Genomic DNA, 25,145 nt, shown 5'->3' on the forward strand with positions numbered 1-25,145 from the left:
TTGTCTGCGATTTATTCAGCGCCATGGGTTTCCGGCTGGATCAGCGCCACCAGGGTCCAGCCGGGGCCGGGCTTGAGCGCGCTATCGGGTGTCACCACATAGACCCAGTCGCTGCTATCACGGGCGAACAACAGAGTTGCGCGCTCGCCGTGCAGCGCCTTGTAATCCTCCCAGCCAAAACCCTCCGTCAGGTGCGTGGTATACAACTCGGCGCCCTGGCCGAGCAGGCTGGCCAGCTTGGTATAGGTCAATGCCTGGCTGCCCAGCAGTTGCCCGCGATGCTCAAGGCTCGCCCGATGTTTATCGGTGCGACGATTTTCCTGGCCGCTCGCCAGGGAGAACATCCGCTGATGGCCGAACTCATGGCGAAAACGCATAGTCGCCAGGGTGTTCAGCTCGCCCGAGGGGGACAGGGTCAGCAGGTGGCCGAGGCCGACCAGATCCAGGTGTGCATCGGCGTGCTGTGAGGCCGGGTTGCCGAAGTAGGTAGGCAATCCCTCCATGCGCGCCGCGCGAATGTTTTCCCAGCTCGAATCCGTCAGCAGCACGCGGCTGTCCAGCTGTTGCAAGGCTTTGCCCAGGGCGCGCGCCGGCCCGTTGGCACCGACAATCAGAAAGCCACTCGGCGCCGGCTCGGCGACCTTCAGCAGACGTGCCAATGGTCGGGCGGTGGCGCTCTGCAGGACTACGGTACCGATGATTACCGCAAACGTCAGTGGCACCAGCAGCAGTGCGCCTTGATGACCGGCCTCGTCCAGGCGAATCGCAAAAATCGCCGATACCGCCGCCGCGACTATCCCGCGCGGTGCAATCCAGGCCAACAGCGCGCGCTCACGCCAGTTCAGGTTCGACCCTGCGGTCGACAATGCGACGTTCAGCGGGCGGGCGATGAACTGAATCACCAGCAATAACAGCAGCACCAGTGGCCCCAAGGCGAGCATGGCGTCCAGGTCCAGGCGTGCCGCCAGCAGAATGAACAGGCCGGAAATCAGCAGGACGCTGAGGTTTTCCTTGAAGTGCAGGATATGTCGGACGTCCACGCCTTTCATGTTGGCCAACCACATGCCCATCAAGGTCACTGCCAGCAAACCTGACTCATGGATCGTTTGGTTGGCAGCAATGAAGATGCCAAGCACTGCGGCGAGGGAGGCCAGGTTGTGCAGGTATTCCGGCAGCCATTGGCGGCGAATCAGCGTGCCTAGCGCATACCCGCCGCCGATGCCGAACAGGCCGCCACAGACAATCACCCCGCCGAAGGTCAGCAGACTGTCCTTGAGGCCGTTGCCGTCGGCACTGGCGATGATAAAGCTGTAGACCACCACCGCCAGCAGCGCGCCGATCGGATCGATGACGATGCCCTCCCAGCGCAGGATATTGGCGATCGACGCCTTGGGCCGCACCACCCGCAGCATCGGTACGATCACCGTGGGGCCGGTAACCAGTGTCAGGGTGCCGAACAGAATTGCCAGCAGCCAGTCGAAACCCAGCAGCCAGTGGGTCGCCACGGCAATCACCAGCCAGGTGGAGAGGGCACCGAGGGTGACCAGGCGGCGTACCACGCTGCCGATTTCCCGCCATTGCGAGAGGTGCAGGGTCAGGCTGCCTTCGAACAGGATCAACGCCACTGCCAGCGATACCAGTGGCATCAGCAAAGGGCCGAACATCTCTTGCGGATCCAGCCAGCCGATGATCGGGCCCATGACGATGCCGGCCAACAGTAGAAACAGAATGGCCGGTAATTTCAGGCGCCAGGCCAGCCATTGGCAACCAATGGCTGCCGCACCGATGCCGCCGAAGGCCAAGAGGATTTGCTGCTCGTTCATTGAGACTCCCTGTTCCTTGAAATGGCCAGCTATGAAAGACTAGCGGGCATCCTGACCGTTCACTATTTTTTTGCGCGCAGTGCCTGGCCTGCGTGTCTTGAGTGCCCATGTCCGCTATAGAACACCCGCTGATCGACCAGTTCCTCGACGCCTTGTGGCTGGAGAAGGGCCTATCCGACAACACCCGAGACGCTTATCGCAGTGATTTGGCACTGTTCAACGGTTGGCTTCAGGAGCAGGGGGTAGAGTTGCCCAACGCTGGACGCGAACTGATTCTCGATCACTTGGCCTGGCGTGTTGAGCAGGGCTACAAACCCCGGTCCACAGCAAGGTTTCTCTCGGGTGTGCGTGGGTTTTATCGCTATCTCTTGCGGGAAAAAATGATCGCCGTGGACCCGACGCTGCGGGTCGACATGCCGCAATTGGGTCGGCCGCTGCCCAAGTCGTTGTCGGAAGCCGACGTCGAAGCGCTGCTCAAGGCGCCGGACCTGAGCGAGGCGATCGGCCAGCGCGACCGGGCCATGCTCGAAGTGTTGTACGCCTGCGGGCTGCGGGTCACCGAGTTGATCAGCCTGACCCTGGAACAGGTCAACCTGCGTCAGGGCGTGCTGCGAGTCATGGGCAAGGGCAGCAAGGAGCGCCTGGTGCCGATGGGCGAAGAGGCGATCGTCTGGGTCGAGCGTTACCTGCGCGATGCCCGTGTCGAGTTGCTCGGCGGGCGTCCCAGTGACGTGCTGTTTCCCAGTTTGCGCGGCGAGCAGATGACTCGCCAGACGTTCTGGCATCGGATCAAGCACCAGGCCAGGGTCGCCGGGATTGGCAAGTCGCTGTCGCCCCACACCCTGCGCCATGCCTTCGCCACGCATCTGCTTAATCACGGCGCGGATTTGCGGGTGGTGCAGATGCTCCTCGGTCATAGCGATTTGTCGACCACCCAGATTTACACCCACGTGGCTCGGGCGCGCTTGCAGGACCTGCATGCCAAGCATCACCCGCGTGGTTGAAAGCATCGGCAAACACCTTGCATCACCCACATTCCGCCCCGCCAAGCCTTATGTGATAGGCTTTGCCGGTTTGCACGATGGACGGTTTTGACCCGCTGTAGCGACAGCGGTGTTCTGGCCGATCCATTTGTCCGCCTTCAGGAGTTCCCATGCGTCTGACCCAGATTTTCGTCGCTGCCGCCATTGCGCTGCTCAGCACTTTCGCCGTCGCCGATGATGCGGCTGACAAAGCCATCCGCAAGAGCCTCGAAACCCTCCAGCTCGACACGCCGATCGAAACCATCAGCGCCAGCCCGCTGGCCGGCCTGTACGAAGTCAAACTCAAGGGCAGTCGCGTCCTTTACGCCAGCGCCGACGGCCAGTACATCGTCCAGGGCTACCTGTTCCAGCTCAAGGATGGCAAGCCGGTCAACCTCACCGAAAAAACCGAGCGCCTGGGCATCGCCAAGCTGGTCAACGGTATTCCGGTCGCTGAAACCGTGGTTTACCCGGCCATCGGCGAAACCAAGACTCACATCACCGTCTTTACCGATACCACCTGCCCGTATTGCCACAAATTGCACGCTGAAGTGCCAGCCCTGAACAAACTCGGGGTAGAAGTGCGTTATGTTGCTTTCCCGCGTCAGGGCCTGGGTTCGCCAGGTGATGAGCAACTGCAGAATGTATGGTGCTCGGCCGATAAGAAAGCGGCCATGGACAAGATGGTCGACGGCAAGGAAATCAAGGCCGCCAAGTGCGATAACCCAGTGTCGAAACAGTTCGCCCTTGGCCAGTCGATTGGCGTGAACGGCACACCGGCCATCGTTTTGGCCGATGGTCAGGTCATTCCGGGCTACCAGCCAGCGCCACAAGTGGCCAAACTGGCGCTGGGTGCGAAATAATCCTGCGTCGTCACGGTAAGCCTTTGACGATCATGGAGCGGCGACAGCAGTCGACGCTCCATTAATAGAGAGCCGCATGCTATGCGGCTGTTTCCACGGCCGGCCTCGAGTCGGCCGTTTTATGGGGAGTTCAGAGTGAATCCGGTCAAAGTAGGCATCTGTGGGTTAGGTACCGTCGGTGGCGGCACCTTCAACGTACTTCAGCGCAACGCCGAGGAAATTGCTCGTCGTGCCGGGCGTGGAATCGAAGTGGCACAAATTGCCATGCGCACGCCAAAGCCTCAGTTCCAGACGACCGGTATTGCGATTACCAACGATGTCTTCGATGTGGCCACGAACCCTGAGATCGACATCGTTATAGAGCTGATGGGCGGCTATACCGTTGCCCGCGAGCTGGTACTCAAGGCCATCGAGAATGGCAAGCATGTGGTCACCGCGAACAAGGCGCTTATCGCTGTTCACGGTAATGAAATTTTCGCCAAGGCTCGCGAGAAGGGTGTGATTGTTGCCTTCGAAGCGGCAGTGGCTGGCGGCATCCCGGTGATCAAGGCGATTCGTGAAGGCCTGTCGGCCAACCGCATCAACTGGGTCGCAGGCATCATCAACGGTACTGGCAACTTCATCCTCACCGAAATGCGTGAGAAGGGCCGTACCTTTGAAGACGTGCTCGCCGAAGCCCAGGCGCTCGGCTACGCCGAAGCCGATCCGACGTTCGACGTCGAAGGCATCGATGCCGCGCACAAGCTGACGATCCTGGCGTCGATTGCCTTCGGTATTCCGCTGCAATTCGACAAGGCCTACACGGAAGGCATCACCAAGCTGACCACCGCTGACGTGAATTACGCCGAAGCCCTGGGCTATCGCATCAAGCACCTCGGCGTGGCGCGCAGCACCGCCAGTGGTATCGAGTTGCGGGTTCACCCGACGCTGATCCCGGCCGATCGCCTGATCGCTAACGTCAATGGCGTGATGAACGCAGTCATGGTCAACGGTGACGCGGCCGGTTCGACCCTGTTCTACGGCGCTGGCGCCGGCATGGAGCCCACCGCTTCGTCGGTCATCGCCGATCTGGTGGATGTGGTTCGCGCCATGACCAGCGACCCGGAGAACCGTGTACCGCACTTGGCGTTCCACCCGGACACCCTGTCGGCGCACCCGATCCTGCCGATCGACGCCTGCGAAAGTGCCTACTACCTGCGTATCCAGGCCAAGGATCATCCGGGCGTACTGGCCCAGGTGGCGAGCATTCTGTCGGAACGCGGTATCAACATCGAATCGATCATGCAAAAGGAAGTCGAAGAACACGACGGCCTGGTGCCAATGATTCTGCTGACGCACCGTGTGCTGGAGCAGCGCATGAACGATGCGATTACCGCCCTTGAAGCGCTGCAGGGCGTTGACGGTCCGGTAGTACGTATCCGTGTCGAACATTTGAATTAATACAGCAGCGGCGAGCGGCAAGCGGCAAGTGAAAGGCGGTTCAGCGTTCACTTGCCGCTTGCAGCCCCAAGCTCAAACCGAAGGTTTGCCCCAATGCGCTATATCAGTACCCGCGGCCAGGCACCGGCCCTGAATTTCGAAGACGTCCTGTTGGCCGGTCTGGCCAGCGATGGCGGCCTGTACGTGCCCGAGAACCTGCCGCGTTTCACCCAGGAAGAGATCGCTTCCTGGGCTGGCCTGCCTTACCACGAGCTGGCATTCCGGGTGATGCGCCCGTTCGTTACCGGCAGCATTCCGGATGCCGATTTCAAGAAGATTCTTGAAGCGACCTACGGCGCGTTTTCCCACAATGCCGTGGCGCCTTTGCGTCAACTCAACGGCAATGAATGGGTGCTTGAACTGTTCCACGGCCCGACCCTGGCGTTCAAGGACTTCGCCCTGCAACTGCTCGGTCGCCTGCTCGACTACGTGCTGGAGAAGCGCGGCGAGCGCGTGGTAATTGTCGGCGCGACTTCCGGCGACACCGGTTCGGCGGCGATCGAAGGCTGCAAGCACTGCGAAAACGTCGACATCTTTATCCTTCACCCGCACAACCGGGTTTCGGAAGTTCAGCGTCGGCAGATGACCACGCTGTTCGGCGACAACATCCACAACATTGCCATCGAAGGCAACTTCGATGACTGCCAGGAAATGGTCAAGGCCAGCTTCGCCGATCAGAGCTTCCTCAAGGGGACGCGCCTGGTTGCCGTGAACTCGATCAACTGGGCGCGGATCATGGCCCAGATCGTTTACTACTTCCACGCGTCCCTGCAGTTGGGCGGTCCGGCGCGTTCGGTGGCGTTCTCGGTGCCGACCGGTAACTTCGGCGATATCTTCGCCGGCTACCTGGCGCGCAACATGGGCCTGCCGATCAACCAGTTGATCGTCGCCACCAACCGCAACGACATCCTGCACCGCTTCATGAGCGGCAACCAGTACGTCAAGGAAACCCTGCATGCGACCCTGTCGCCGTCGATGGACATCATGGTCTCGTCGAACTTCGAGCGCCTGCTGTTCGACCTGCATGGTCGCAACGGTGCAGCCATTGCCGGTTTGATGGACAGCTTCAAGCAGGGCGGTGGTTTCAGCGTCGAGCAGGAGCGCTGGACTGAAGCGCGCAAACTGTTCGACTCGTTGGCCGTGGATGACGCGCAGACCTGCGAGACCATCGCAGAAGTCTTTGCCCAGACCGGTGAACTGCTCGATCCGCACACTGCCATTGGCGTCAAGGCCGCGCGCGAATGCCGCCGCAGCCTGGATATCCCGATGGTGATCCTTGGTACTGCGCATCCGGTCAAGTTCCCGGAAGCCGTGGAAAAGGCTGGTGTAGGAAAAGCGCTTGAACTGCCTGCGCACCTTTCGGATTTGTTTGAGCGAGACGAGCGTTGCACCGTTCTGCCAAATGACCTGAAAGCCGTGCAGGCCTTTGTCAGTCAGCATGGCAATCGCGGCAAGCCACTCTGATCTGCAAAAAACTGTCACACATGAAGCCCGTCTCCTGACGGGCTTTCTTGTTCCTGCATGCCACACTTGTCGCCGTTTTGCCCTTCAGGGATGGGTCAGTCAGAGTGAAGGATGTGGGCATGTGGACAATGACACGCATAAGGCCGGCCGTGTGCTGGTGGTTTTTTTCCTGTCTGCTGGGGTTGGCGCTCTGCATGCGGGCCGCTCAGGCCGATGGCCCGGCCGTCAGCTCTGCAGGTACGAGCAAGCCGCTGCAGTTGTCCGCTCGGGAACGAGACTGGATTGCTCATAATCGCCAGGTGATTGTCGCGTCAGTGCAGTATCCGTTGTATTTGTTCAAGGACGAGCAGGGCCATTGGAGCGGGCTGAATAACGATATTCTTTTACAGCTTTCGCGGATGACCGGCTTGCAGTTTGTCCACGAAGAGTCGTTTTCCACGGAGCACCTGTTGGGCCTGTTGGAGAGTGCACGAGCCAACATGAGTACCACGCTGGCGATGAACGAGGAGCGCAAGGCTTACCTGGATTTCAGTCATGCGTTTGGCGGCTCGGGATGGGTCTTCGTCGAACGCGCCGGGGCGCAACCGGTGGAGTCGCTGGAGGCGTTGCAAGGCAAGGTCCTGGCCTTGCCGGCTCGGCATGCACTGGAAAGCGCCATTCGTCATGAGTATCCGCAGATCGGGCTGCGTTCAGTCAAAACCTACGCAGAGGCGCGTGCGCTGGTGGAAACCGGCGAGGCCGATGTGACCATCGAAAATGACAACGCCATCTACCGGTTTCCGGCTGGCCGGCTGAAGATTGGTGCGAGCCTGGAAGGCAAGTGGGAGCACGATCACCTGGCCCTGCGCAAGGAGCAGCCGCAACTGTTGAGCATCCTCAACAAGGCGCTGGAGGCGCTTCCTCCCGGCGAATTGCAGGCGATCCGCACAAAATGGCTCGAGGGCACCGCCGCAGTCCCACCTTCGCCCTGGCAATCCATGCGTTCGTGGCTTTTCTGGGGCGGTTTGCTGGCGGGGGTGTTTGGCCTGATCAGCGTGTCATGGCGACAGCGGCTGAACATTCAGGTGAAAAAACGCAAGGCGGCGGAACAGGCGCTGAACGATCAGTTGGCGTTTCGGCACAGCTTGATCAACGCCATGCCTGATCCGGTGTTTGTGCGTGATCTGCAGGGGCGCCTGCTGCTGTGCAACAAGGGCTACGAGGAGTACCTGTCGGTCCGCCTGGAGCGGGCTCAAGGCAAATGCCTGCCCGATATGGATGTGCTCCCGGACGCCACGGCCAGGCTCCTGCACGAGGAAATGATGGAGCAATTGAGCAGTGGCAAAAGTCGTTTCGGCGAGCGCCAACTGATGCTCAAGGACGGCGTCAGGTTTATCTATCAATGGACCGTGCCGTTCTACAGCGCAAGCGGCGAGCTACGCGGCGTAGTGGGGGGCTGGACCGAACCTCGAGGCAGGTCGTCCCGTACCGGTGACTGACCTGCACCACCCGGTGTTTTTTTCCTGTCATCTTTGCCGTGCATGCTCTGCCAACTCAGGACGGCATCGCGCCTGTGCAGTAACGATGCAGAACTTTCTTCTCGGGCCGGTAGTCATTTACAGTGAATGCGCCTTGGCACTTTGTCTTCGAACTATTGAGTGGTGATCGAGATGGAAAGTATCAGCCTGTTGTTGGGTGAAGCATTGGCCCCTTATCACGTCACGCTGACGCCGTCGGGTGTCCACGGCCAGTGCCTGGTGACCTTGAAGAATGCAGTGGGCGCCATCGTGGTTGAGCGTGAGTTCAATCAGGTGCAGTTCATGGATAAACGATTACTGACCGATGTCGTCGATGGCTTGCACCGGGACCTGTTGATTGCCGAAGGACGGCTGCAGCCCTGTGCCATCGAGGCACAGCGCAACGTTGCGCAGGACCGGCACCAGGCGCTCAGCCACTGATTGGTTTTTTCGGGAACCTTCACCACGTCGAGACTGTCAGATTTTATACCTTCAAGAGCAAGCATTGTGCTCCGGTGCTTGTCGCTTGAGGTACGGGTCTTTGTAGACCACGTTTAACCCCGAGTTGTCTCCCCACTGCTCGGGGTTTCTTTTTGCCCGGCGTTTACTCAGGCGCGTCATCCTGAAAAAAGTCCTCGGCGTCGCGCAGGTATTCACTGCGCATTTGCGGGTCGAGCCATTGCGCATAAAACTCGATCAAGCGGTTATGTCGCAGTTGGCGGATGGTCGCGTTGATGGCGCTTATCGCCTGGCGGCCTTCGGGGATGTCGGAGCAAGCGACATGGATTGATTGGTACTTGGCGTTGCCATGAATACCAAAGAACTCCAGTTCCTCGGGGGCGATGCCTTGTTGCAACGCCTGATAGCGAATCTCCGGCCAGTAGCCAAGAAGCGAGGTCAGGCGACCCAGGCGCTGCATCTGCAGAAGGCTGCCCAGGGCGTCATTGCCATAGTGCGCCGTCAGGCTGCCGGGCGGTGCCTGGCTCAGGGTACGATCGACGGCCTCGCCGTAACTGCGTTCGGCAACCACGCCCAGCTTGCGGCTTTTGCTCGCCAGCAGTCGTTCGAGATCCACCTGATTGTCAATCAGAAAGGGGCTCAGCGCTGCGTGGTCTTTGCGGCGTATGGCGACGCCGTTGCTGCGGATCCGATACGCCGGGATCGAATAAACCATTCGCTTTGCCCGCTCAGGGTTCCACAGCAGGGAAGGGTCGCAGGTAAAACTCGGTTCCAGCAACATCTGCATGCCCCGCGCACGATTGACCCGCAACAGGTCATGGCGATATTGCGGCAGGCTGGCGATCAACAGTGGCATCAGTTGATCCACTGCACCGAGGTTCTTCTGCGATCCTTCGAAGATGGTCAGTGGCGGTAAGTCGCGCAGGAGCCAGATCAGCGTCTGCTTGTCTTCGGCAGCAGCGGGCAGGACGTGCAGCCAGGCTAGCGCTGCCGCAATACTCAGCCAGCGCAATACGCGCCCGGTAATCCTGTCCAGCTCAGATTGCCCCGGCTTCACGCAGGCGCGCGATCTGTGCCGCGTCATAGCCCAGTTCGCCGAGGACCTGGGCGTTGTGTTCGCCCAGTTCGGCGCCGACCCATTCGCAGGAGCCCGGGGTGTCCGAGAGTTTCGGCACGATGCCGGGCATCTTGAAGGCCTTGCCATCGGGCAGCTTGGCCTGGAGGAACATTTCCCGGGCAATGAATTGCGGGTCGCTGAACATGTCTTCGGCGCTGAAGATACGACTGGCGGGGACTTCGGCGGCGTTCAGGCGTTCGATCACGGTATCGAGCGGCAGTGAGCTGACCCACCGATCGATCACCCCATACAACTCGTCGCGACGGTTGTCGCGGCCATCGTTGCTGGCCAGGCTCGGGTCATTGGCCAGATCGTCGCGTCCGATGACTTGCATGAAACGCTTGAAAATCGCATCGCCATTGGCGCCGATCTGTACATGCTTGCCGTCGACACTGGTGTGAATGGAGGAGGGCGTGATGCCGGGCATGATGTTGCCGGTGCGCTCGCGGATAAAGCCAAACACATCGAACTCCGGGACCATGCTTTCCATCATCGCGAAGATCGCCTCGTACAGCGCCACATCGACGACCTGGCCCTGACCGCCGTTGACTTCACGGTGACGCAAGGCCATCAAGGCGCCGATCACGCCCCACAGGGCCGCGATCGAGTCTCCAATCGAGATCCCGGTGCGCACCGGTGGACGATCCTCGAAGCCGGTGATGTAGCGCAGACCACCCATGGATTCACCGACGGCACCGAACCCCGGCTGGTCCTTCATCGGTCCGGTCTGGCCGAAACCGGACAGTCGCACCATTACCAGTTTCGGGTTCAAGGCATGCAGCACATCCCAACCCAGGCCAAGTTTTTCCAGGACCCCGGGGCGAAAGTTTTCGATGAGGATGTCGGCTTCGCCCAGGAGCTTTTTCAGGATCGCCAGGCCGTCGGGGTGCTTGAGGTTGAGGGTCAGGGATTTTTTGTTGCGGGCCTGGACGAACCACCACAACGAGGTGCCTTCGTAGAGTTTGCGCCATTTACGCAGGGGGTCGCCGCCGTCCGGTGATTCGATTTTGGTCACGTCGGCGCCGAATTCGGCACAGATTCGCGAAGCGAAAGGCCCTGCGATCAGGGTGCCGAGCTCAATGACTTTCAGGCCGGCAAGTGGTTTGGCGGAGAGCGACATGGACGATCCTGTAGGACAAAGCGGAATCAATACAGCGTTTTATCATAGCCAGGTGCCCAGCGGCCAAGCTTGATGGCGGTCATGATTCGTTGAATGGTCCTCGCATCGGTTAGACTTGCCGCCTTTCCTCGTATCAAGAAGCGCGTCCATGGCCCAGCCGTCCACGACCTATAAATTTGAACTGAACCTGACCGATCTCGACCGCAGCGTCTACGAGACGGTGAAGCAGACCATCGCCCGTCACCCGTCAGAAACTGAAGAGCGGATGACCGTACGGCTGTTGGCCTACGCCTTCTGGTACAACGAGCAGTTGTCCTTTGGCCGTGGTCTGTCGGACGTCGATGAACCTGCACTGTGGGAAAAGAGCCTGGACGACCGCGTGCTGCACTGGATCGAAGTCGGCCAGCCCGATGCCGACCGCCTGACCTGGTGTTCGCGTCGCACCGAGCGCACCAGCCTGCTGGCGTACGGCAGCCTGCGGGTGTGGGAAGGCAAGGTGATCCCGGCGATCAAGACCCTGAAAAACGTCAACATCGCCGCCGTGCCTCAGGACGTGCTGGAGACCCTGGCCCAGGACATGCCCCGCGTGATCAAGTGGGACGTGATGATCAGCGAAGGGACCATTTTTGTCACCGACGACCGTGGCCAGCACGAAGTCCAGTTGCAGTGGTTGCAGGGCGAGCGCGGCTAAAAGCGCTCCCACCTCCATCAAACCCGTATCAAAGAGAAGCTCCTGACATCCTATGCGTATCGAACCTCGCCAGCTCCCCGCCACCCTGCCATTTCTCGGTGACTTGCCGCCCTTGCTGACCCGCTTGTATGCGGCTCGCGGCGTGCAGTCCGAGGCGGAGTTGGACAAGAGCCTGGCGCGCCTGATCCCGTTCCAGCAACTCAAGGGGATCGAGGCGGCGGTGGACTTGCTGGTGGTGGCGCTGGAGCAGCGGCAGCGGATCCTGATCGTCGGCGATTTTGATGCCGACGGCGCGACAGCCAGCACCGTTGGCACCCTCGGCTTGCGGCTGCTGGGCGCAGCCCATGTCGACTACCTGGTGCCCAACCGGTTCGAGTACGGCTATGGCCTGACCCCGGAGATCGTCGCGGTGGCCCTGCAGCGCCAGCCGCAGTTGCTGATCACCGTGGACAACGGCATTTCCAGCGTCGAGGGGGTTGCCGCGGCGAAACAGGCCGGGCTCAAGGTGCTGGTGACCGATCACCATTTACCAGGCGATGAACTGCCGCTGGCCGATGCCATCGTCAATCCCAACCAGCCGGGCTGTACCTTCCCGAGCAAGGCGCTGGCCGGGGTCGGGGTGATTTTCTATGTGCTGATGGCCCTGCGCGCGCGCCTGCGTAGCCTCGGCTGGTATGACAGCCGACCGCAACCGAACATCGGTGAACTGCTCGATTTGGTGGCTTTGGGCAGTGTGGCCGACGTGGTGCCGCTGGATGCCAACAACCGGATCCTGGTGCACCAGGGCCTGGAGCGGATTCGTGCCGGGCGTGCGCGGCCGGGGATCAAGGCGATCCTCGAAGTGGCCAAGCGCGATCATTCGCGCATCACCTCCACTGATCTGGGTTTTATCCTCGGCCCGCGTCTGAATGCCGCGGGGCGTCTGGACGACATGAGCCTGGGCATCGAATGTCTGCTCACCGATGACGTCGACCTGGCCCGTGAAATGGCCGCGCAACTGGATGGCATGAACCAGGATCGCAAATCCATCGAGCAGGGCATGCAGCGCGAAGCACTGGCCCAGCTCAAGGATTTGCCCTTGGAATCGATGCCCTTCGGCCTGTGCCTGTTCGATCCGGAGTGGCACCAGGGGGTGATCGGTATTCTTGCCTCGCGAATGAAAGAGCGCTATTTCCGCCCGACCATCGCCTTTGCCGACGCCGGTGACGGCATGCTCAAGGGCTCGGGACGTTCGGTGCAGGGCTTTCATATCCGTGACGCCCTGAGTGTGGTGGCGGCGCAGCACCCGGAACTGATCAGCAAATATGGCGGCCACGCCATGGCGGCGGGCCTGACCTTGCCCGAAGCGAACTTCCCGCTGTTTTGCCAGGCGTTCGACGCCGAAGTGCGACGGCAGATGCGCGAGGAAGACCTGACCGGGCGGTTGCTGTCGGATGGCACCCTGGCGGTGGAAGAGTTTCATCTGGAACTGGCCCGCGCCCTGCGCCATGCCGGTCCTTGGGGCCAGCACTTCCCGGAGCCGCTGTTTCACGGAGTGTTCCAGCTGGTCGAGCAGCGGATCGTTGGCGAGCGCCACCTGAAAGTGGTGCTCAAGAGCGAATGTGGCTCTGTGAAACTCGACGGGATTGCCTTCGGGGTTGACCGTGAAGTCTGGCCCAACCCGACCATCCGCTGGGTCGAATTGGCCTACAAGCTGGATGTGAACGAGTTCCGCGGCCAGGAAACCGTGCAATTGATGATCGCCCATATCGAACCGCGCTGATGCCCCCGGTCGGGCTGCAATGTGCTAACTGCAGCCTGAACCCTCCCTGATCGCCGGATGTCGACTAGGCTCTAATCACTGCTTGATTGGCCTTGTGACGTTTTTGTCCATTTTTTACCCGCGGGGGCGGGTCCTGCATCCTTTCCAGTCACTCGTCGACTATTCAAACAGAACCCTGGAGCCTGCCCACTGGATCAAAGAGGTGCCCCATGAGTCTGCTGCTTGAACCCTATACCCTTCGTCAATTGACCCTGCTCAATCGCATTGCCGTGTCACCGATGTGTCAGTACTCCAGCGTCGATGGACTGGCCAATGACTGGCACCTCGTACACCTTGGCAGCCGCGCCGTGGGCGGGGCCGGCCTGATCTTTACTGAAGCCACGGCCGTCACCGCCGATGGCCGTATCACCGCACAGGACTTGGGTCTGTGGAACGACGAGCAGATCGAACCGCTGCAACGCATTACCCGCTTTATCACCGCCCAAGGGGCGGTCGCCGGGATTCAACTGGCCCACGCCGGGCGCAAGGCCAGTACTCATCGACCATGGCTGGGCTTGCATGGCAGCGTCAAACCGGCGGATGGCGGCTGGACCCCGGTCGGCCCTTCACCGATTGCCTTCGACCCGCAGCACACCCAGCCCACACAGCTCGACGAGGCGCAAATCAGCGAGGTGATTCAGGCGTTTGTCGCGGCCGCCAAACGCGCCCTGGTCGCCGGTTTCAAGGTGGTCGAGGTGCATGCTGCTCACGGCTATCTGCTGCATCAGTTTCTCTCGCCCCTGAGTAACCAGCGGCGGGACCAGTACGGTGGCTCGTTCGAAAATCGCATTCGCCTGGTGCTGCAAGTGACCGAAGCGGTACGTGCAGTGTGGCCCGAAGAGTTACCGCTGTTCGTGCGAGTGTCGGCGACCGACTGGGTCGAGGATGGCTGGAACCCGGATGAAACCGTCGAGCTGGCACGGCGCCTGAAAGCCCTGGGGGTCGATCTGATCGATGTGTCGTCGGGTGGTACTGCGGCGAATGCCGAGATCCCCACCGGCCCGGGCTACCAGACCCGGTTTGCCGAGCGGGTGCGCAAGGAGTCGGGGATTGCCACCGGCACTGTGGGATTGATTACCGAGCCGGCACAGGCCGAGCATATCCTTCGCACCTGCCAGGCCGATATCATTCTGCTTGCGCGGGAACTGCTGCGCGACCCGTATTGGCCGCTGCATGCCGACGATGACCTGGGAGGCCGCAAGGCCGTCTGGCCATCGCAATACCAACGGGCGACGCACCGCGATCAGCCGATCCATGAGTCTGATCTGCGCGACTGATGCGGCGAGCGGGCCGGTTCCCCACAGGAACCGGCCCGCAAGGTTCAGGCCTTCGGCCAGTCGGGGTAGGTGCGCTGGTCAGGCGCAGGAGGGAAGTACTGGTACAGCCAGGTTTCGCTCAACGTGCGGTCATGGGTGCGAATGAACAGGCGCAGTTCCACCGGCTCGACGCTGTCATTGGTCGGGAACCAGTCGAAGGTAATTCGATAACCCTTGATGTCATCCAGCAGCAGCACGTTGAAATCCTTGACCTCACCGTTCGACGCGGTGACCACCGGCTCGATCCCGGTGCCCGCCGGCAGGCGATCCAGTCCGCCGCCATTGAAATCGACCGCAAAACGCCGCGCCCAGACTTTCGGATAGTGCTCGCCCGGTGCCCAACCTTCCGTGAAACCGCCCATGCCCGAGCGCGTGGCGTTGACCCGTGCCAGCGGTGTGCCCACCGGCGGCAGGGCGCTCCAGTAGAGCTTGTAGCCATAGTTCAGCGAATCGCCGGCAGCCACTGGTTTCTTCGGGGTCCAGAAGGCGACGATGTTATCCAGGGTTTCGCCGGTGGTCGGGATCTCCAGCAGATCGATCGAGCCTTCGCCCCAAGCCGTGGTCGGCTCAACCCATAGGCTCGGACGCTTGCTGTACCAGTCGACGGTGTCCTGATAACTGGCGAATTCATGGTCGGTCTGCACCAGACCGAAGCCCTTCGGGTCCTTGTCGGCGAACGCGTTGAATTGTAGGGTCGCCGGGTTGTTCAGCGGACGGCAGATCCACTCGCCATTGCCGCGCCACATGGCGAGCCGGTCCGAATCGTGGATCTGCGGGTGGATGGTGTCGCACATACGCCGTTCGTGGGTGCCGCAACTGAACATGCTGGTCATCGGCGCGATGCCCAGTTGCTCGATGGCGGTGCGTGCATTGACGTGCGCGTCAACCGCCATCACCACCTGCGTGGCCTGGCAATCGATGTCGAAACGGTAGGCACCGGTGGCGCTCGGTGAGTCGAGCAGGGCATAGACCACGAAGCGGGTGCTGTCCTTGTCCGGGGTTTCGAACCAGAACTTGGTGAAATCGGGAAACTCTTCGCGTTTTTTTCCGTAGGTGTCGATGGCCAGGCCGCGAGCCGACAAGCCGTACTGGCCGGTGTTGTCCACCGCGCGGAAGTAGCTGGCGCCGAGGAACGACACCACATCGTGCTTATCCAGCTCCGGCGCCTTGAACAGCTTGAACCCGGCAAAACCCAGGTCGCCCTTGAGCTGGCCGGTGTCGACGCTGGAGCGCTCATAGTTGAACAGTGACGGGCGGAAGTGCACCTCCCGCGCCTGGCGGGTCTTGGGGTCGACGCTGTACATGCGTACCGGCTGCTTGAAGCCCATGCCGACGTGGAAGAACTGCACGTCCAACTGGCCGTTCAGTTCATTCCACAGCGAATGGTCGGCATCGTATTGAATGGCGTTGAAATTCTGCGGGGTCATGCTGGCCAGCGTCGGCGGCAGCACTTGCTTGGTATCGACGTAGCGGTTACTGGCCAATTGTTTGGCCTGAATCTTCAGCGCTTCGAAGTCGAAGGCCTGGGCCTCGCCATCGGCCGTCCCGGCCCAGGCACGTGTCGCCAACAGTCCAGTGGCCGAGAGGCCGGTGTAGGCAGCGATGGCCATGGAGGCCTTGAGCAAATTCCTGCGGTGCATAGGACAACCTGTCTTGGACAATCCCGCGGCGTTCCTGGCTGCGTTACGGATCAGAGATGGAGGTTCGGACAAGCCTTCGACCAAACCCGTGGAAGTTTAAACAGATGCCCGATTAGTTAAAGGGTTCGAAATAACTCGCAAAATGATTGGGTTGCGCTTTTTGAAAACTACGGCTGTCCCTGTATGAGCGAGCCGGCTCCGGGCGGCGCTCCGACAAAAAACGTCAACGATGACGCGGATTGCCTGATTGCAAGCGGTGCCTACAGATTTTTCGCGAGCAGGCTCGCTCCAAGGTTCGATTTCCTACAGTCTTTTATGAAGGCCCCAATGACCGATATGGCGTTTTAAATAGGCGTTTTTATTTATTTGACTAATTACTCTAAAAATCCTTCCCGAAGCATTTTTTCTCCCTATTCTTAGGCTCATGACCGATATGGCAGTCGGCGTTTTTATCCAGATTCAGAAGGAAAGCCTCCATGGCAAAAGCGCAAGGCATTATCGAGTGGCTGGGGATGTTCCTGGGTGTGAGCGGTGCGTGCGGTGCACGTCGGCTCAGCAATGAGGAGAGAAGGCTGGTGGAGCATTACCGAGAGTTGTCCGAGAGTGACCGGATTGCCATGCGCTATCTGGTGGACGCGATGCGCAGCATTTCGCGATTTTGAAGACACTTCCGAATCCTGCCTCGCCGATATTCGCGGCGAGGCAGAGACTAAACCGCCCTGATTAGCCGATTTCTCCTACCGCACGATGCGCTTCATCAATGGCTGCATGGGCATAGGCACTCCAGGCAGCGTCGGAGTTGGCAATGCTGACTTTGCCGACCGGCTGACGCGCCAGTTCCATCAGTTTCTCGCTCTCATCGGCATCGTCGTACAGGCTATTGGAGAAGTACGCATAGCCATGTGACCAGCGGTTGACGGTGATTTCGAGAATATCGGCCTCATGGTTGAATCCGCCCGGGCCGAGCATGCGTTGCAACTGATCGCGCAGTTGTGCCTCAAGTGCCTCGAAGGTCTGACCATACAGTCGACCACGGCCGGCGCGTGCCTGGTCGCGGGCGTTCATGCCGCTATTGGGGCTGGTGGGCACATAGACCATATGCAGGCCAATCGGCTGTGTTGGGTCTTTCGGATGCTCGTAGCCACCCATGCTGACCGGGTAATCGAGCTTGATCCGGCTGTAGGGTTGGGTGGCGGCATAGATTTCGTGGACCCCCAGTTTCTGGAACGACTGCCAGTTGCGGATCACCACCTTGGTGTACACCAGCGGGAATTTCACGTTCTGGCTCAGGGCGTGGGCCTGCTCCTTCGACAGGTCGCGCAACAGGTATGGAATCATCATGTTGTAGCAGGCCATGATGCAGTGCTTGCCACGCACCTGGCTCAATTTTCCGCCACGGCTGTAGCCGACATTCACCCCATTGCCGACGTTGCGCACACTGACTGCGGTGCTGTTGAGGCGAATGCGTACCGGGGTTTTCGCTTGGTCGAGTTTGGCGTAGTCGAATGGCGCGAGGACGATGTCATCCATGGTGTGACCAGGGGCAACGGCCGGGATCAGACTGCGCACCAGCAGGCGCGCTAGCGAAGCGTTTCCGTCGGGGAAGTGGTAGATGTAGGGCTCTTCCATTTCCGCCAGGGCTTCCTCGCTGATCGGCTCCAGATTCATCGCACTGAAACCGGGGAAGCCGACGTTGTAGGCGTCGTACGCGGCCACGGCGTCGATGCTCAGGGCCATGAAGTCGTTGGTGCGGCTTTGGAAATACTTCACCGCCTGTTCCGACAGACCGACATCCTTGAGCAGGAAATCGCGGTAGCTGGTGGTCTCCAGATGCGCCGTTTTTTCCTCGGTGGATTTGCCGGCAAGGTAATCCTTCGGTGCGCTGTGCAGGGCAATCAACGCATCACGGTCGGACTTCGGCAACGGGAAGTCGTTGATGAAGGCCTCGATGCTGCGGGCATGCAGTTGGTCCGGCGCGATGTCGTCGGCCACCATCGGCGTCGGGTCGCCGGTGACCAGTTTGTCTTCGCCAAAGTTTTCCTTGTCGAAGAACACCGCGCGCGACAAGCCCAGGCCCGGATAGAACTGGCGGTCGAAGGCGGTTTCAAAGCGCTTGATATCGACCCCGAGTTTTTTCAGCAGGCCATTCACCTCTTTGCTGTAGAGGTGGTTGGGCGACTGAAAGGCCTCACTGCCGCCGTAGCCGAGGATCATCCGGCCACCGGCGGAGAATTCATTGCGCTTGGCGTGACCGCCGAAGTCATCGTGGTTTTCCAGAATCAGGATCCGCGCTTTCGGATGTTTCTCACGGTAGAACCAGGCGGCGGATAACCCGCTCAAACCACCGCCAACCACCACTAGGTCATAGTCCTCGCTGATTGGCAGGGCATCGGTGTCGAAGACTTTTTTCTCCCAGCCCATCTGATGCGCCAACTCGAACGAGCCGACATGGCTGCCGCGCAAACCGGTGAGGGCCGGCGGGTAATAACGTCCATCCGGTGCAGCCTGGAGAATCTGCAGCGGGGTCATGCCGGCGGCGATGGTGACTGCGACACCGTTGAGGAAGTCGCGGCGGGTGATATCCATGTTCAATCCTTGTTGGTTTTTTGTCGCCCTGACCCGTGTTCACCGGCCAGGGCGTTGTCGTTACCGGCTGACTTTCCAGGCATCCCCGGAAGGTGCGGTGCCGTGGTCGTACGGCTTGCCGAGCCACATGTAGAGCAGGCCCAGGCCAATCACGATGGCGGTGCTCAACACCATTGCGTAGTTGATGAACCACGGCGCATCCGGCGTGCGTGGCCATGCCATGTTGACGATCGCCCCGACGCCATAGACCAGCGCGCCGATGTTCACCGGCAGGCCCCAGGCTCCCAGGGTGAATTTACCGCTGGGCTTCCAGCCGCGCGCACGGGCGTAGAGTGCCGCGAGGACAATCATCTGGAAGGCCAGGTAGATGCCAATGGCGGCGAAGCTGACGATGGTGGCGACGGCATCCTGAAGGAAGAAACCGAGGACAATAATCAGCGCGGGCAGCACGCCTGATACGAACAGCGCCGCGACGGGCACCTGGGTGTTCGGCGAGATGCGTTTAAGCAGGCTGCTGCCGATGACCATCTCATCACGAGCGTAGGAGTACAGCAGACGACTGGCCGCTGCTTGTAGGCTGATGACGCAGGAGATGAAGGAAATCATCACCACGCCCATCACCACTTTTGAACCCACCGGGCCGAAAGCGTTGTTGAGGATGGTGGTCACCGGGTCCTTGTCGGTGCCGTTGATCACTGCCTGCATGTCCGGTACCGCGAGAATCAGCGCCAGGCAAGCGAACATCGCGGCGATGCCGCCGATGTAGATGGTCATGCGCATGGCCACCGGAATCTTTTTGCTCGGGTTCGGTGTTTCCTCGGCCACGTCACCGCAAGCTTCGAAGCCGTAGTACAGAAACATCCCGGCCAGCGAAGCGGTGAGGAAGGCCGGCAGGTAGGAGCCATCGACGCTGATGTCGAAGGTGTTGAACAGCACGCTGATGGGTTGGTGACGTTCGAACATCAGCAGGTAAACACCGACGATGACCGCGCCGATCAGTTCACAGAGAAAACCGAACATGGCAATCCGCGCCAGCACTTTGGTGCCGCTGAGGTTGACCAGGGTGGCGAACAGGGTTAGCACCAGGGCAATGACGATGTTGGTGTTGTTGTTCGGTTCAAAACCGAGCATTGCTGCCAGGTACGGACCGGCGCCAACGGCCACGGCGGCAATGGTCACGCACAGGGCGATGGAGTAGATCCAGCCGACCATCCACGCCCAGCGCTTACCCACCAGGCGCCGAGCCCAGGGATAGACGCCGCCGGAGATCGGGAACTGGGAAACCACTTCACCGAAGATCAGGCACACCAGCAGTTGGCCGCAGCCCACCAGCAAATACGCCCAGAACATCGGCGGCCCGCCAGCGGCCAGGCAAAGGCCGAAGAGGGTATACACCCCTACGACCGGGGAGAGGTAAGTGAAGCCCAGGGCGAAGTTTTCCCACAGGCTCATGCTGCGGTTGAAGTTCGAGGTGTAGCCCAGTTGGCGTAGCTGCTCGGCATCGCTGTCGGCGGCGCTTGCAGACATTTCGGGTAGTGCACTCATGGCGTGGTTGCTCCGGAAAATCGGCAGATTTCGGATGGCCGAGGCCGAGGCGGCGCCTTGGGAGGCGTCGCCTGGATCGGGGGTTATTGTTGTTTTGTGTTGCTAGCCTGGTGGTGCTTGTTGCCGGTTTCTGCCTTGAAACCGAGGTGACGGCGTTCCGACAAGCCAGTTCCTACAGTTCAATCCTTTGTGGGAGCTGGCTTGTCGGGTCGCCGCATCGCAGCGAAGCTTTTAATGCTTGAACATCACATGCCGCACACAGGTGTAGTCTTCCAGCCCATACATGGACATGTCCTTGCCATAGCCGGACAGTTTCTGACCGCCATGGGGCATTTCGCTGACCAGCATGAAGTGGGTGTTGACCCAGGTGCAGCCGTATTGCAAGCGAGCGGCGAGGCGGTTGGCGCGGCCGACGTCGGCGGTCCACACCGAGGAGGCGAGGCCGTAGTCCGAATCGTTGGCCCAGCCCAGGACTTGCGCTTCGTCGTTGAAGCGGGTTACCGAGACCACCGGGCCGAACACTTCGCGACGAACAATTTCGTCATCCTGTTGGGCATCGGCGAGCACGGTTGGCTCGAAGAAGAAACCATTGCCTTCGACGGTTTTGCCGCCCGTGACCAGGCGGATGTGCGGTTGCGCCACGGCGCGTTCGACGAAGCCGGCGACGCGGTCGCGGTGCTGGGCGGTGATCAGCGGGCCGAGCTCGGTGCTCGGATCATCCTGCAGGCCGTACTTGATGCTGGCGACCGCCGCACCGAGCTTCTCGACGAACTTGTCGTAGATGCCGTCCTGAGCGTAGATGCGGCAGGCGGCGGTGCAGTCCTGGCCGGCGTTGTAGAAACCGAAGGTACGAATGCCTTCGACCGCAGCGTCGATGTCGGCGTCGTCGAAGATGATGACTGGCGCCTTGCCGCCCAGTTCCATGTGCATGCGCTTAACACTGTCGGCGGTGCTGGAAATGATGTTCGAGCCGGTGGCAATCGAACCGGTCAGCGACACCATGCGCACTTTCGGGTGAGTCACCAGCGGGCTGCCGACGGTTGGCCCGCGACCGAATACCAGGTTGAGTACGCCGGCCGGGAAAATCTCCGATGCCAATTCGGCGAGGCGCAGGGCGGTCAGTGGGGTTTGCTCCGAGGGCTTGAGCACCACGGTATTACCGGCGGCCAGGGCCGGGGCAATTTTCCAGGCGACCATCATCAGCGGGTAGTTCCACGGCGCGATGGAAGCGATCACCCCCACCGGGTCGCGGCGGATCATCGAGGTATGCCCCGGCAGGTACTCGCCGCCGGCCATGCCGCTCATGCAACGGCTGGCGCCGGCGAAGAAGCGAAACACATCGGCAATCGCCGGAATCTCGTCATTCAGCGCTGCACTCAGAGGCTTACCGCAGTTGTCCGATTCCAGCTTGGCCAGCTCTTCGGCGTTGGCTTCGATGGCGTCTGCGAGTTTCAGCAGGAGCAGCGAGCGATCCTTGGGCGGGGTCTGTGACCAGTTGTCGAACGCCGCATCGGCGGCACGCACGGCGGCGTCGACCTGGGCTTCGCTGGCTTCATTGATTTCCACCAGGACACGGCCCAGGGCGGGGTTGAACACCGGTTGGACGGCGCCTTCACCGGCGACCAGTTGGCCGTTGATCAGCAGTTTGGTTTGCATGGTAGTTGTCCCCTTGCGAGCTGTTCTTGTTTTTCTGTGGGAGCGAGCCTGCTCGCGAAAGCGTCCTCAAGGACGCCAAAAGCTTCGCGAGCAGGCTCGCTCCCACAGGGAAAGTTGTTGTCAGTTGCGATGTTATTTCCCACCACTCCCCGCCACGCTTTCACCGCCGCGTGTCAGGTAGTAGGCGCCGAGGATCGGCAGCATGGTCACGAGCATCACCAGCATTGCCACCACGTTGGTCACCGGCACGTCCCGTGGGCGGCTGAGTTGGTTGAGCAGCCACAGTGGCAAGGTGCGCTCGTGCCCGGCGGTGAAGGTGGTCACGATGATTTCATCGAACGACAGGGCAAACGCCAGCATGCCGCCGGCCAGCAAGGCCGAGCCGAGGTTCGGCAGGATGATGTAGCGGAAGGTCTGCCAGCCGTCGGCGCCCAGGTCCATCGAGGCTTCGATCAGGCTGTGGGAGGTGCGGCGCAGGCGGGCGATGACGTTGTTGTAGACGATCACCACACAGAAGGTCGCGTGACCGACGATGATGGTGAACATGCCCGGCTCGATGCCCAGGGACTTGAAGGTCGCCAGCAAGGCAATACCGGTGATGATCCCGGGCAGGGCGATCGGCAGGATCAGCATCAGCGAGATGCCTTGCTTGCCGAAGAAATCACGGCGGTACAGCGCGGCCGAGGCCAGGGTTCCGAGGACCATGGCAATCAGGGTGGCGATGGCGGCGACCTGTGCCGAGAGCTTGATCGCTTCGAGCACGTCCGGTCGCGAGAACGCGACGCTGAACCACTTCAGGGTGAAGCCCTTGGGCGGAAAGCTGAACGCGGCGTCTTCGGTGTTGAAGGCGTACAGGAAGATGATCAGGATCGGGAAGTGAAGGAACACCAACCCGCCCCAGGCTGCGATGCGCAGGCCCAGCGAAGCTTTTTCAGAGTGCATCGAAGGCCCCCAGGCGTTTGACGATGGACAGGTAGATGGCGATCAGCACGATCGGCACCAGAGTGAAGGCGGCGGCCATCGGCATGTTGCCGATCGCACCCTGCTGGGCGTAGACCATGCTGCCGACGAAGTAGCCGGGCGGACCGACAAGTTGCGGCACGATGAAGTCACCCAGGGTCAGCGAAAAGGTGAAGATCGATCCGGCGGCAATCCCCGGGATCGACAGCGGCAGAATCACCTGCATGAAGGTCTGCCGGGGTTTCGCCCCAAGGTCGGCGGAGGCTTGCAGCGGCGACGGCGGCAGACGCTCCAGCGACGCCTGGATCGGCAGGATCATGAACGGCAGCCAGATGTAGACGAACACCATGAAGCGCCCCAGGTGCGAGGTCGACAAGGTGCTGCCACCGACGCCGGGAATCCCCAGCACGAATTGCAGCAGCGGCTCCAGCCCCAGGTGCTGGACGAACCATTGCGCCACGCCACCCTTGGCCAGCAGCAGGGTCCAGGCGTAGGCCTTGACGATGTAGCTGGCCCACATCGGCAGCATCACCGCGATGTAGAAAAACGCCTTGGTCTTGCCGGTGGTGTAGCGCGCCATGTAGTAGGCGATCGGAAACGCGACGAAGGCGCTGGCGATCGAGACCACGATGGCCATGCTCAGGGTGCGCAGGATGATGTCGAAGTTCGACGGCTGGAACAGCGCGGCGAAGTTGGCCAGGGTCAGGTCAGGGGTGACCGCCATGGTGAAGTCATCGAAGGTGTAGAACCCTTGCCACAACAGGTTGAGCAGCGAGCCGAGGTAGATCGCGCCGAACCAGATCAGCGGCGGCACCAGCAGCATCGTCAGGTACAGGTTGGGTCGGCGATAGAGCAGGTTGGACAACCTGCGCAGCGGCGAGCCGCCTGTGGCTGTATGGGTCATTGTTGCGCTGTTCATGTCACACCCCGCCCACGGCAGTGTCGTGCAACGGCGTCATTGCCTCGCGTGCCCAGCGCGCGCTGATGCGCTGGCCGGTTTGGTGCTGGGCGCTGGTGTCCAGCCACTGGCTGTTTGCCTTGCTAATGTTAAGGGTCTGGCCGTTGTCCAGTTTCAGTTCGTAGCGGGTGGCGCTGCCCTGGTATTGAATGTCGTGCAGCAGGCCGCTGACTTCGATTTCATGGCTGGCCAACGGGCCTTCGGCGAAACGCACGTGTTCCGGGCGAATGGAGAAAGCTTGCGGGTTGCCGCTCAATTGCTGCGCCAGTTCACCGCGAATCACGTTGGAGGTGCCGACGAACTCGGCGACGAAGCTGGTGGCCGGCTTCATGTAGAGGTTGCGCGGGGTGTCGACCTGCTCGATGCGACCCTTGTTGAACACGGCCACGCGATCGGACATCGACAGCGCTTCGGTCTGGTCGTGGGTAACGAAAATAAAGGTGATACCGAGCTGGCGCTGGAGCTTTTTCAGCTCGCTCTGCATTTGCTCGCGCAGCTTCAGGTCAAGGGCGCCCAGCGGTTCGTCGAGCAGCAGCACTCGCGGACGATTGACCAGTGCGCGGGCCAGGGCCACGCGCTGACGCTGGCCGCCGGACAGTTGCGCCGGCTTACGGTCGCCGTAGCCACCCAGGGCGACCATGCCCAGCGCCTCTTCGGCGCGCTGCAGGCGTTCGGTTTTGCCGACACCCTTGACCTTCAGGCCATAGGCGACGTTGTCACGCACGTTCATGTGCGGGAACAGGGCGTAATCCTGGAACACGGTGTTGACGTCACGCTGATAGGGCGGCAGGCCCGCCGCTTCTTCGCCGTGGATGCGGATGGAACCGGCACTCGGTTGTTCGAAACCGGCAATCAGTCGCAGGCAAGTGGTCTTGCCCGAACCGGAAGGGCCGAGCATGGAAAAAAACTCGCCGTCCTGGATGTCGATGGAAACCCGGTCTACGGCTTTCACTTCGCCGAAAAGACGGGAAACGTTGGTGAACTGGACTGCAAGCGTCATGGTGCGGTGCTCCAAAAAGGCGAAGGCCGTCGCAGCGGCCCTGCCTGGACTTCTGAAAAAACAGTTATTGCGTCAACCGTTGAGCTTTTGACAAAGCTCAGGATGTGGAAAAGTCGTTTCGGGAGCGTCGCGAGCGGCGACTAGTCGTG

At 60.8% G+C, this 25,145-nt stretch carries 20 protein-coding genes; 10 read left to right on the forward strand and 10 right to left on the reverse strand.

The genetic code is table 11. From position 1 onward, the window contains the following. Positions 1–11: 11 nt before the first annotated feature. The gene (locus KW062_RS05650; RefSeq protein ID WP_027619120.1) at positions 12–1,823 is read right to left on the reverse strand and encodes a cation:proton antiporter; all 1,812 of its coding nucleotides are present in this window, start codon (positions 1,821–1,823) and stop codon (positions 12–14) included. 107 nt (positions 1,824–1,930) lie between these two features. On the opposite strand from KW062_RS05650, the gene xerD reads away from it, so the two are divergent. The 6 genes from xerD to KW062_RS05680 all read left to right on the forward strand — a co-directional run bounded on the left by xerD (position 1,931) and on the right by KW062_RS05680 (position 8,588). Beyond that, positions 1,931–2,827 (forward strand): site-specific tyrosine recombinase XerD, encoded by an 897-nt coding sequence (gene xerD, locus KW062_RS05655; RefSeq protein ID WP_105755133.1) that lies wholly within the window; start codon positions 1,931–1,933, stop codon positions 2,825–2,827. 149 nt (positions 2,828–2,976) lie between these two features. Further along, the gene (locus tag KW062_RS05660) at positions 2,977–3,708 is read left to right on the forward strand and encodes a DsbC family protein (protein WP_027619118.1); all 732 of its coding nucleotides are present in this window, start codon (positions 2,977–2,979) and stop codon (positions 3,706–3,708) included. Positions 3,709–3,843: 135 nt separating this feature from the next. Continuing rightward, the gene (locus KW062_RS05665; RefSeq protein ID WP_027619117.1) at positions 3,844–5,148 is read left to right on the forward strand and encodes a homoserine dehydrogenase; all 1,305 of its coding nucleotides are present in this window, start codon (positions 3,844–3,846) and stop codon (positions 5,146–5,148) included. Between the two features lie 93 nt (positions 5,149–5,241). Further along, the gene (gene thrC / locus KW062_RS05670) at positions 5,242–6,651 is read left to right on the forward strand and encodes a threonine synthase (protein ID WP_027619116.1); all 1,410 of its coding nucleotides are present in this window, start codon (positions 5,242–5,244) and stop codon (positions 6,649–6,651) included. 119 nt (positions 6,652–6,770) lie between these two features. After that, positions 6,771–8,129, forward strand: coding sequence for a transporter substrate-binding domain-containing protein (locus tag KW062_RS05675; RefSeq protein ID WP_105755134.1), 1,359 nt, complete (start codon positions 6,771–6,773; stop codon positions 8,127–8,129). Between the two features lie 171 nt (positions 8,130–8,300). Continuing rightward, a complete protein-coding gene (locus tag KW062_RS05680) occupies positions 8,301–8,588 on the forward strand; it encodes a DUF3509 domain-containing protein (RefSeq protein ID WP_105755135.1) in 288 nt (95 codons plus the stop codon). A gap of 163 nt (positions 8,589–8,751) precedes the next feature. Here the strand turns inward: KW062_RS05680 and KW062_RS05685 are convergent, their stop codons facing one another. Further along, the gene (locus tag KW062_RS05685) at positions 8,752–9,690 is read right to left on the reverse strand and encodes a TIGR02285 family protein (RefSeq protein WP_105755136.1); all 939 of its coding nucleotides are present in this window, start codon (positions 9,688–9,690) and stop codon (positions 8,752–8,754) included. Continuing rightward, positions 9,644–10,843 carry a CaiB/BaiF CoA transferase family protein gene (locus KW062_RS05690; protein WP_105755137.1) on the reverse strand — a complete coding sequence of 400 codons (1,200 nt, stop codon included), beginning with the start codon at positions 10,841–10,843 and terminating at the stop codon, positions 9,644–9,646. Before KW062_RS05690 ends, KW062_RS05685 begins: the two co-directional genes overlap by 47 nt. A gap of 148 nt (positions 10,844–10,991) precedes the next feature. Here KW062_RS05690 and KW062_RS05695 point away from each other — a divergent pair, with 148 nt between their 5' ends. The 3 genes from KW062_RS05695 (at position 10,992) to KW062_RS05705 (ending at position 14,612) form a co-directional block, all read left to right on the forward strand. Continuing rightward, positions 10,992–11,534, forward strand: a complete 543-nt coding sequence (locus KW062_RS05695; protein ID WP_027619111.1) for a YaeQ family protein — start codon at positions 10,992–10,994, stop codon at positions 11,532–11,534. A gap of 52 nt (positions 11,535–11,586) precedes the next feature. Further along, positions 11,587–13,296 (forward strand): single-stranded-DNA-specific exonuclease RecJ, encoded by a 1,710-nt coding sequence (recJ, locus tag KW062_RS05700; protein WP_027619110.1) that lies wholly within the window; start codon positions 11,587–11,589, stop codon positions 13,294–13,296. Positions 13,297–13,505: 209 nt separating this feature from the next. Further along, positions 13,506–14,612, forward strand: a complete 1,107-nt coding sequence (locus KW062_RS05705) for an NADH:flavin oxidoreductase/NADH oxidase (protein ID WP_105755138.1) — start codon at positions 13,506–13,508, stop codon at positions 14,610–14,612. A 44-nt stretch (positions 14,613–14,656) separates the two neighbouring features. Here the strand turns inward: KW062_RS05705 and KW062_RS05710 are convergent, their stop codons facing one another. Further along, positions 14,657–16,291 (reverse strand): glucan biosynthesis protein D, encoded by a 1,635-nt coding sequence (locus KW062_RS05710; protein ID WP_027619108.1) that lies wholly within the window; start codon positions 16,289–16,291, stop codon positions 14,657–14,659. A gap of 476 nt (positions 16,292–16,767) precedes the next feature. Between KW062_RS05710 and KW062_RS05715 the strand changes: the two genes are divergently transcribed. Then, positions 16,768–16,953, forward strand: a complete 186-nt coding sequence (locus KW062_RS05715; RefSeq protein ID WP_027619107.1) for a hypothetical protein — start codon at positions 16,768–16,770, stop codon at positions 16,951–16,953. A 61-nt stretch (positions 16,954–17,014) separates the two neighbouring features. Here KW062_RS05715 and KW062_RS05720 read toward each other — a convergent pair whose 3' ends face one another. The 6 genes from KW062_RS05720 to KW062_RS05745 all read right to left on the reverse strand — a co-directional run bounded on the left by KW062_RS05720 (position 17,015) and on the right by KW062_RS05745 (position 24,996). Then, a complete protein-coding gene (locus KW062_RS05720; RefSeq protein ID WP_027619106.1) occupies positions 17,015–18,877 on the reverse strand; it encodes an NAD(P)-binding protein in 1,863 nt (620 codons plus the stop codon). Between the two features lie 60 nt (positions 18,878–18,937). Further along, positions 18,938–20,422 (reverse strand): APC family permease, encoded by a 1,485-nt coding sequence (locus KW062_RS05725; protein ID WP_027619105.1) that lies wholly within the window; start codon positions 20,420–20,422, stop codon positions 18,938–18,940. Positions 20,423–20,653: 231 nt separating this feature from the next. Further along, a complete protein-coding gene (locus KW062_RS05730; protein WP_027619104.1) occupies positions 20,654–22,078 on the reverse strand; it encodes a gamma-aminobutyraldehyde dehydrogenase in 1,425 nt (474 codons plus the stop codon). Between the two features lie 132 nt (positions 22,079–22,210). Beyond that, positions 22,211–23,020 carry an ABC transporter permease gene (locus KW062_RS05735; protein ID WP_105755139.1) on the reverse strand — a complete coding sequence of 270 codons (810 nt, stop codon included), beginning with the start codon at positions 23,018–23,020 and terminating at the stop codon, positions 22,211–22,213. Next, complete coding sequence (locus KW062_RS05740) at positions 23,010–23,957, reverse strand: ABC transporter permease (protein WP_105755140.1); 948 nt, start codon at positions 23,955–23,957, stop codon at positions 23,010–23,012. Before KW062_RS05740 ends, KW062_RS05735 begins: the two co-directional genes overlap by 11 nt. A gap of 1 nt (position 23,958) precedes the next feature. Next, on the reverse strand, positions 23,959–24,996 hold the full coding sequence (locus KW062_RS05745) for an ABC transporter ATP-binding protein (protein WP_105755141.1): 1,038 nt from the start codon (positions 24,994–24,996) through the stop codon (positions 23,959–23,961). Between the last annotated feature and the right edge of the window lie 149 nt (positions 24,997–25,145).

This window comes from Pseudomonas fluorescens (assembly GCF_019212185.1).
In the GTDB taxonomy this organism is placed as follows: Bacteria; Pseudomonadota; Gammaproteobacteria; order Pseudomonadales; family Pseudomonadaceae; genus Aquipseudomonas.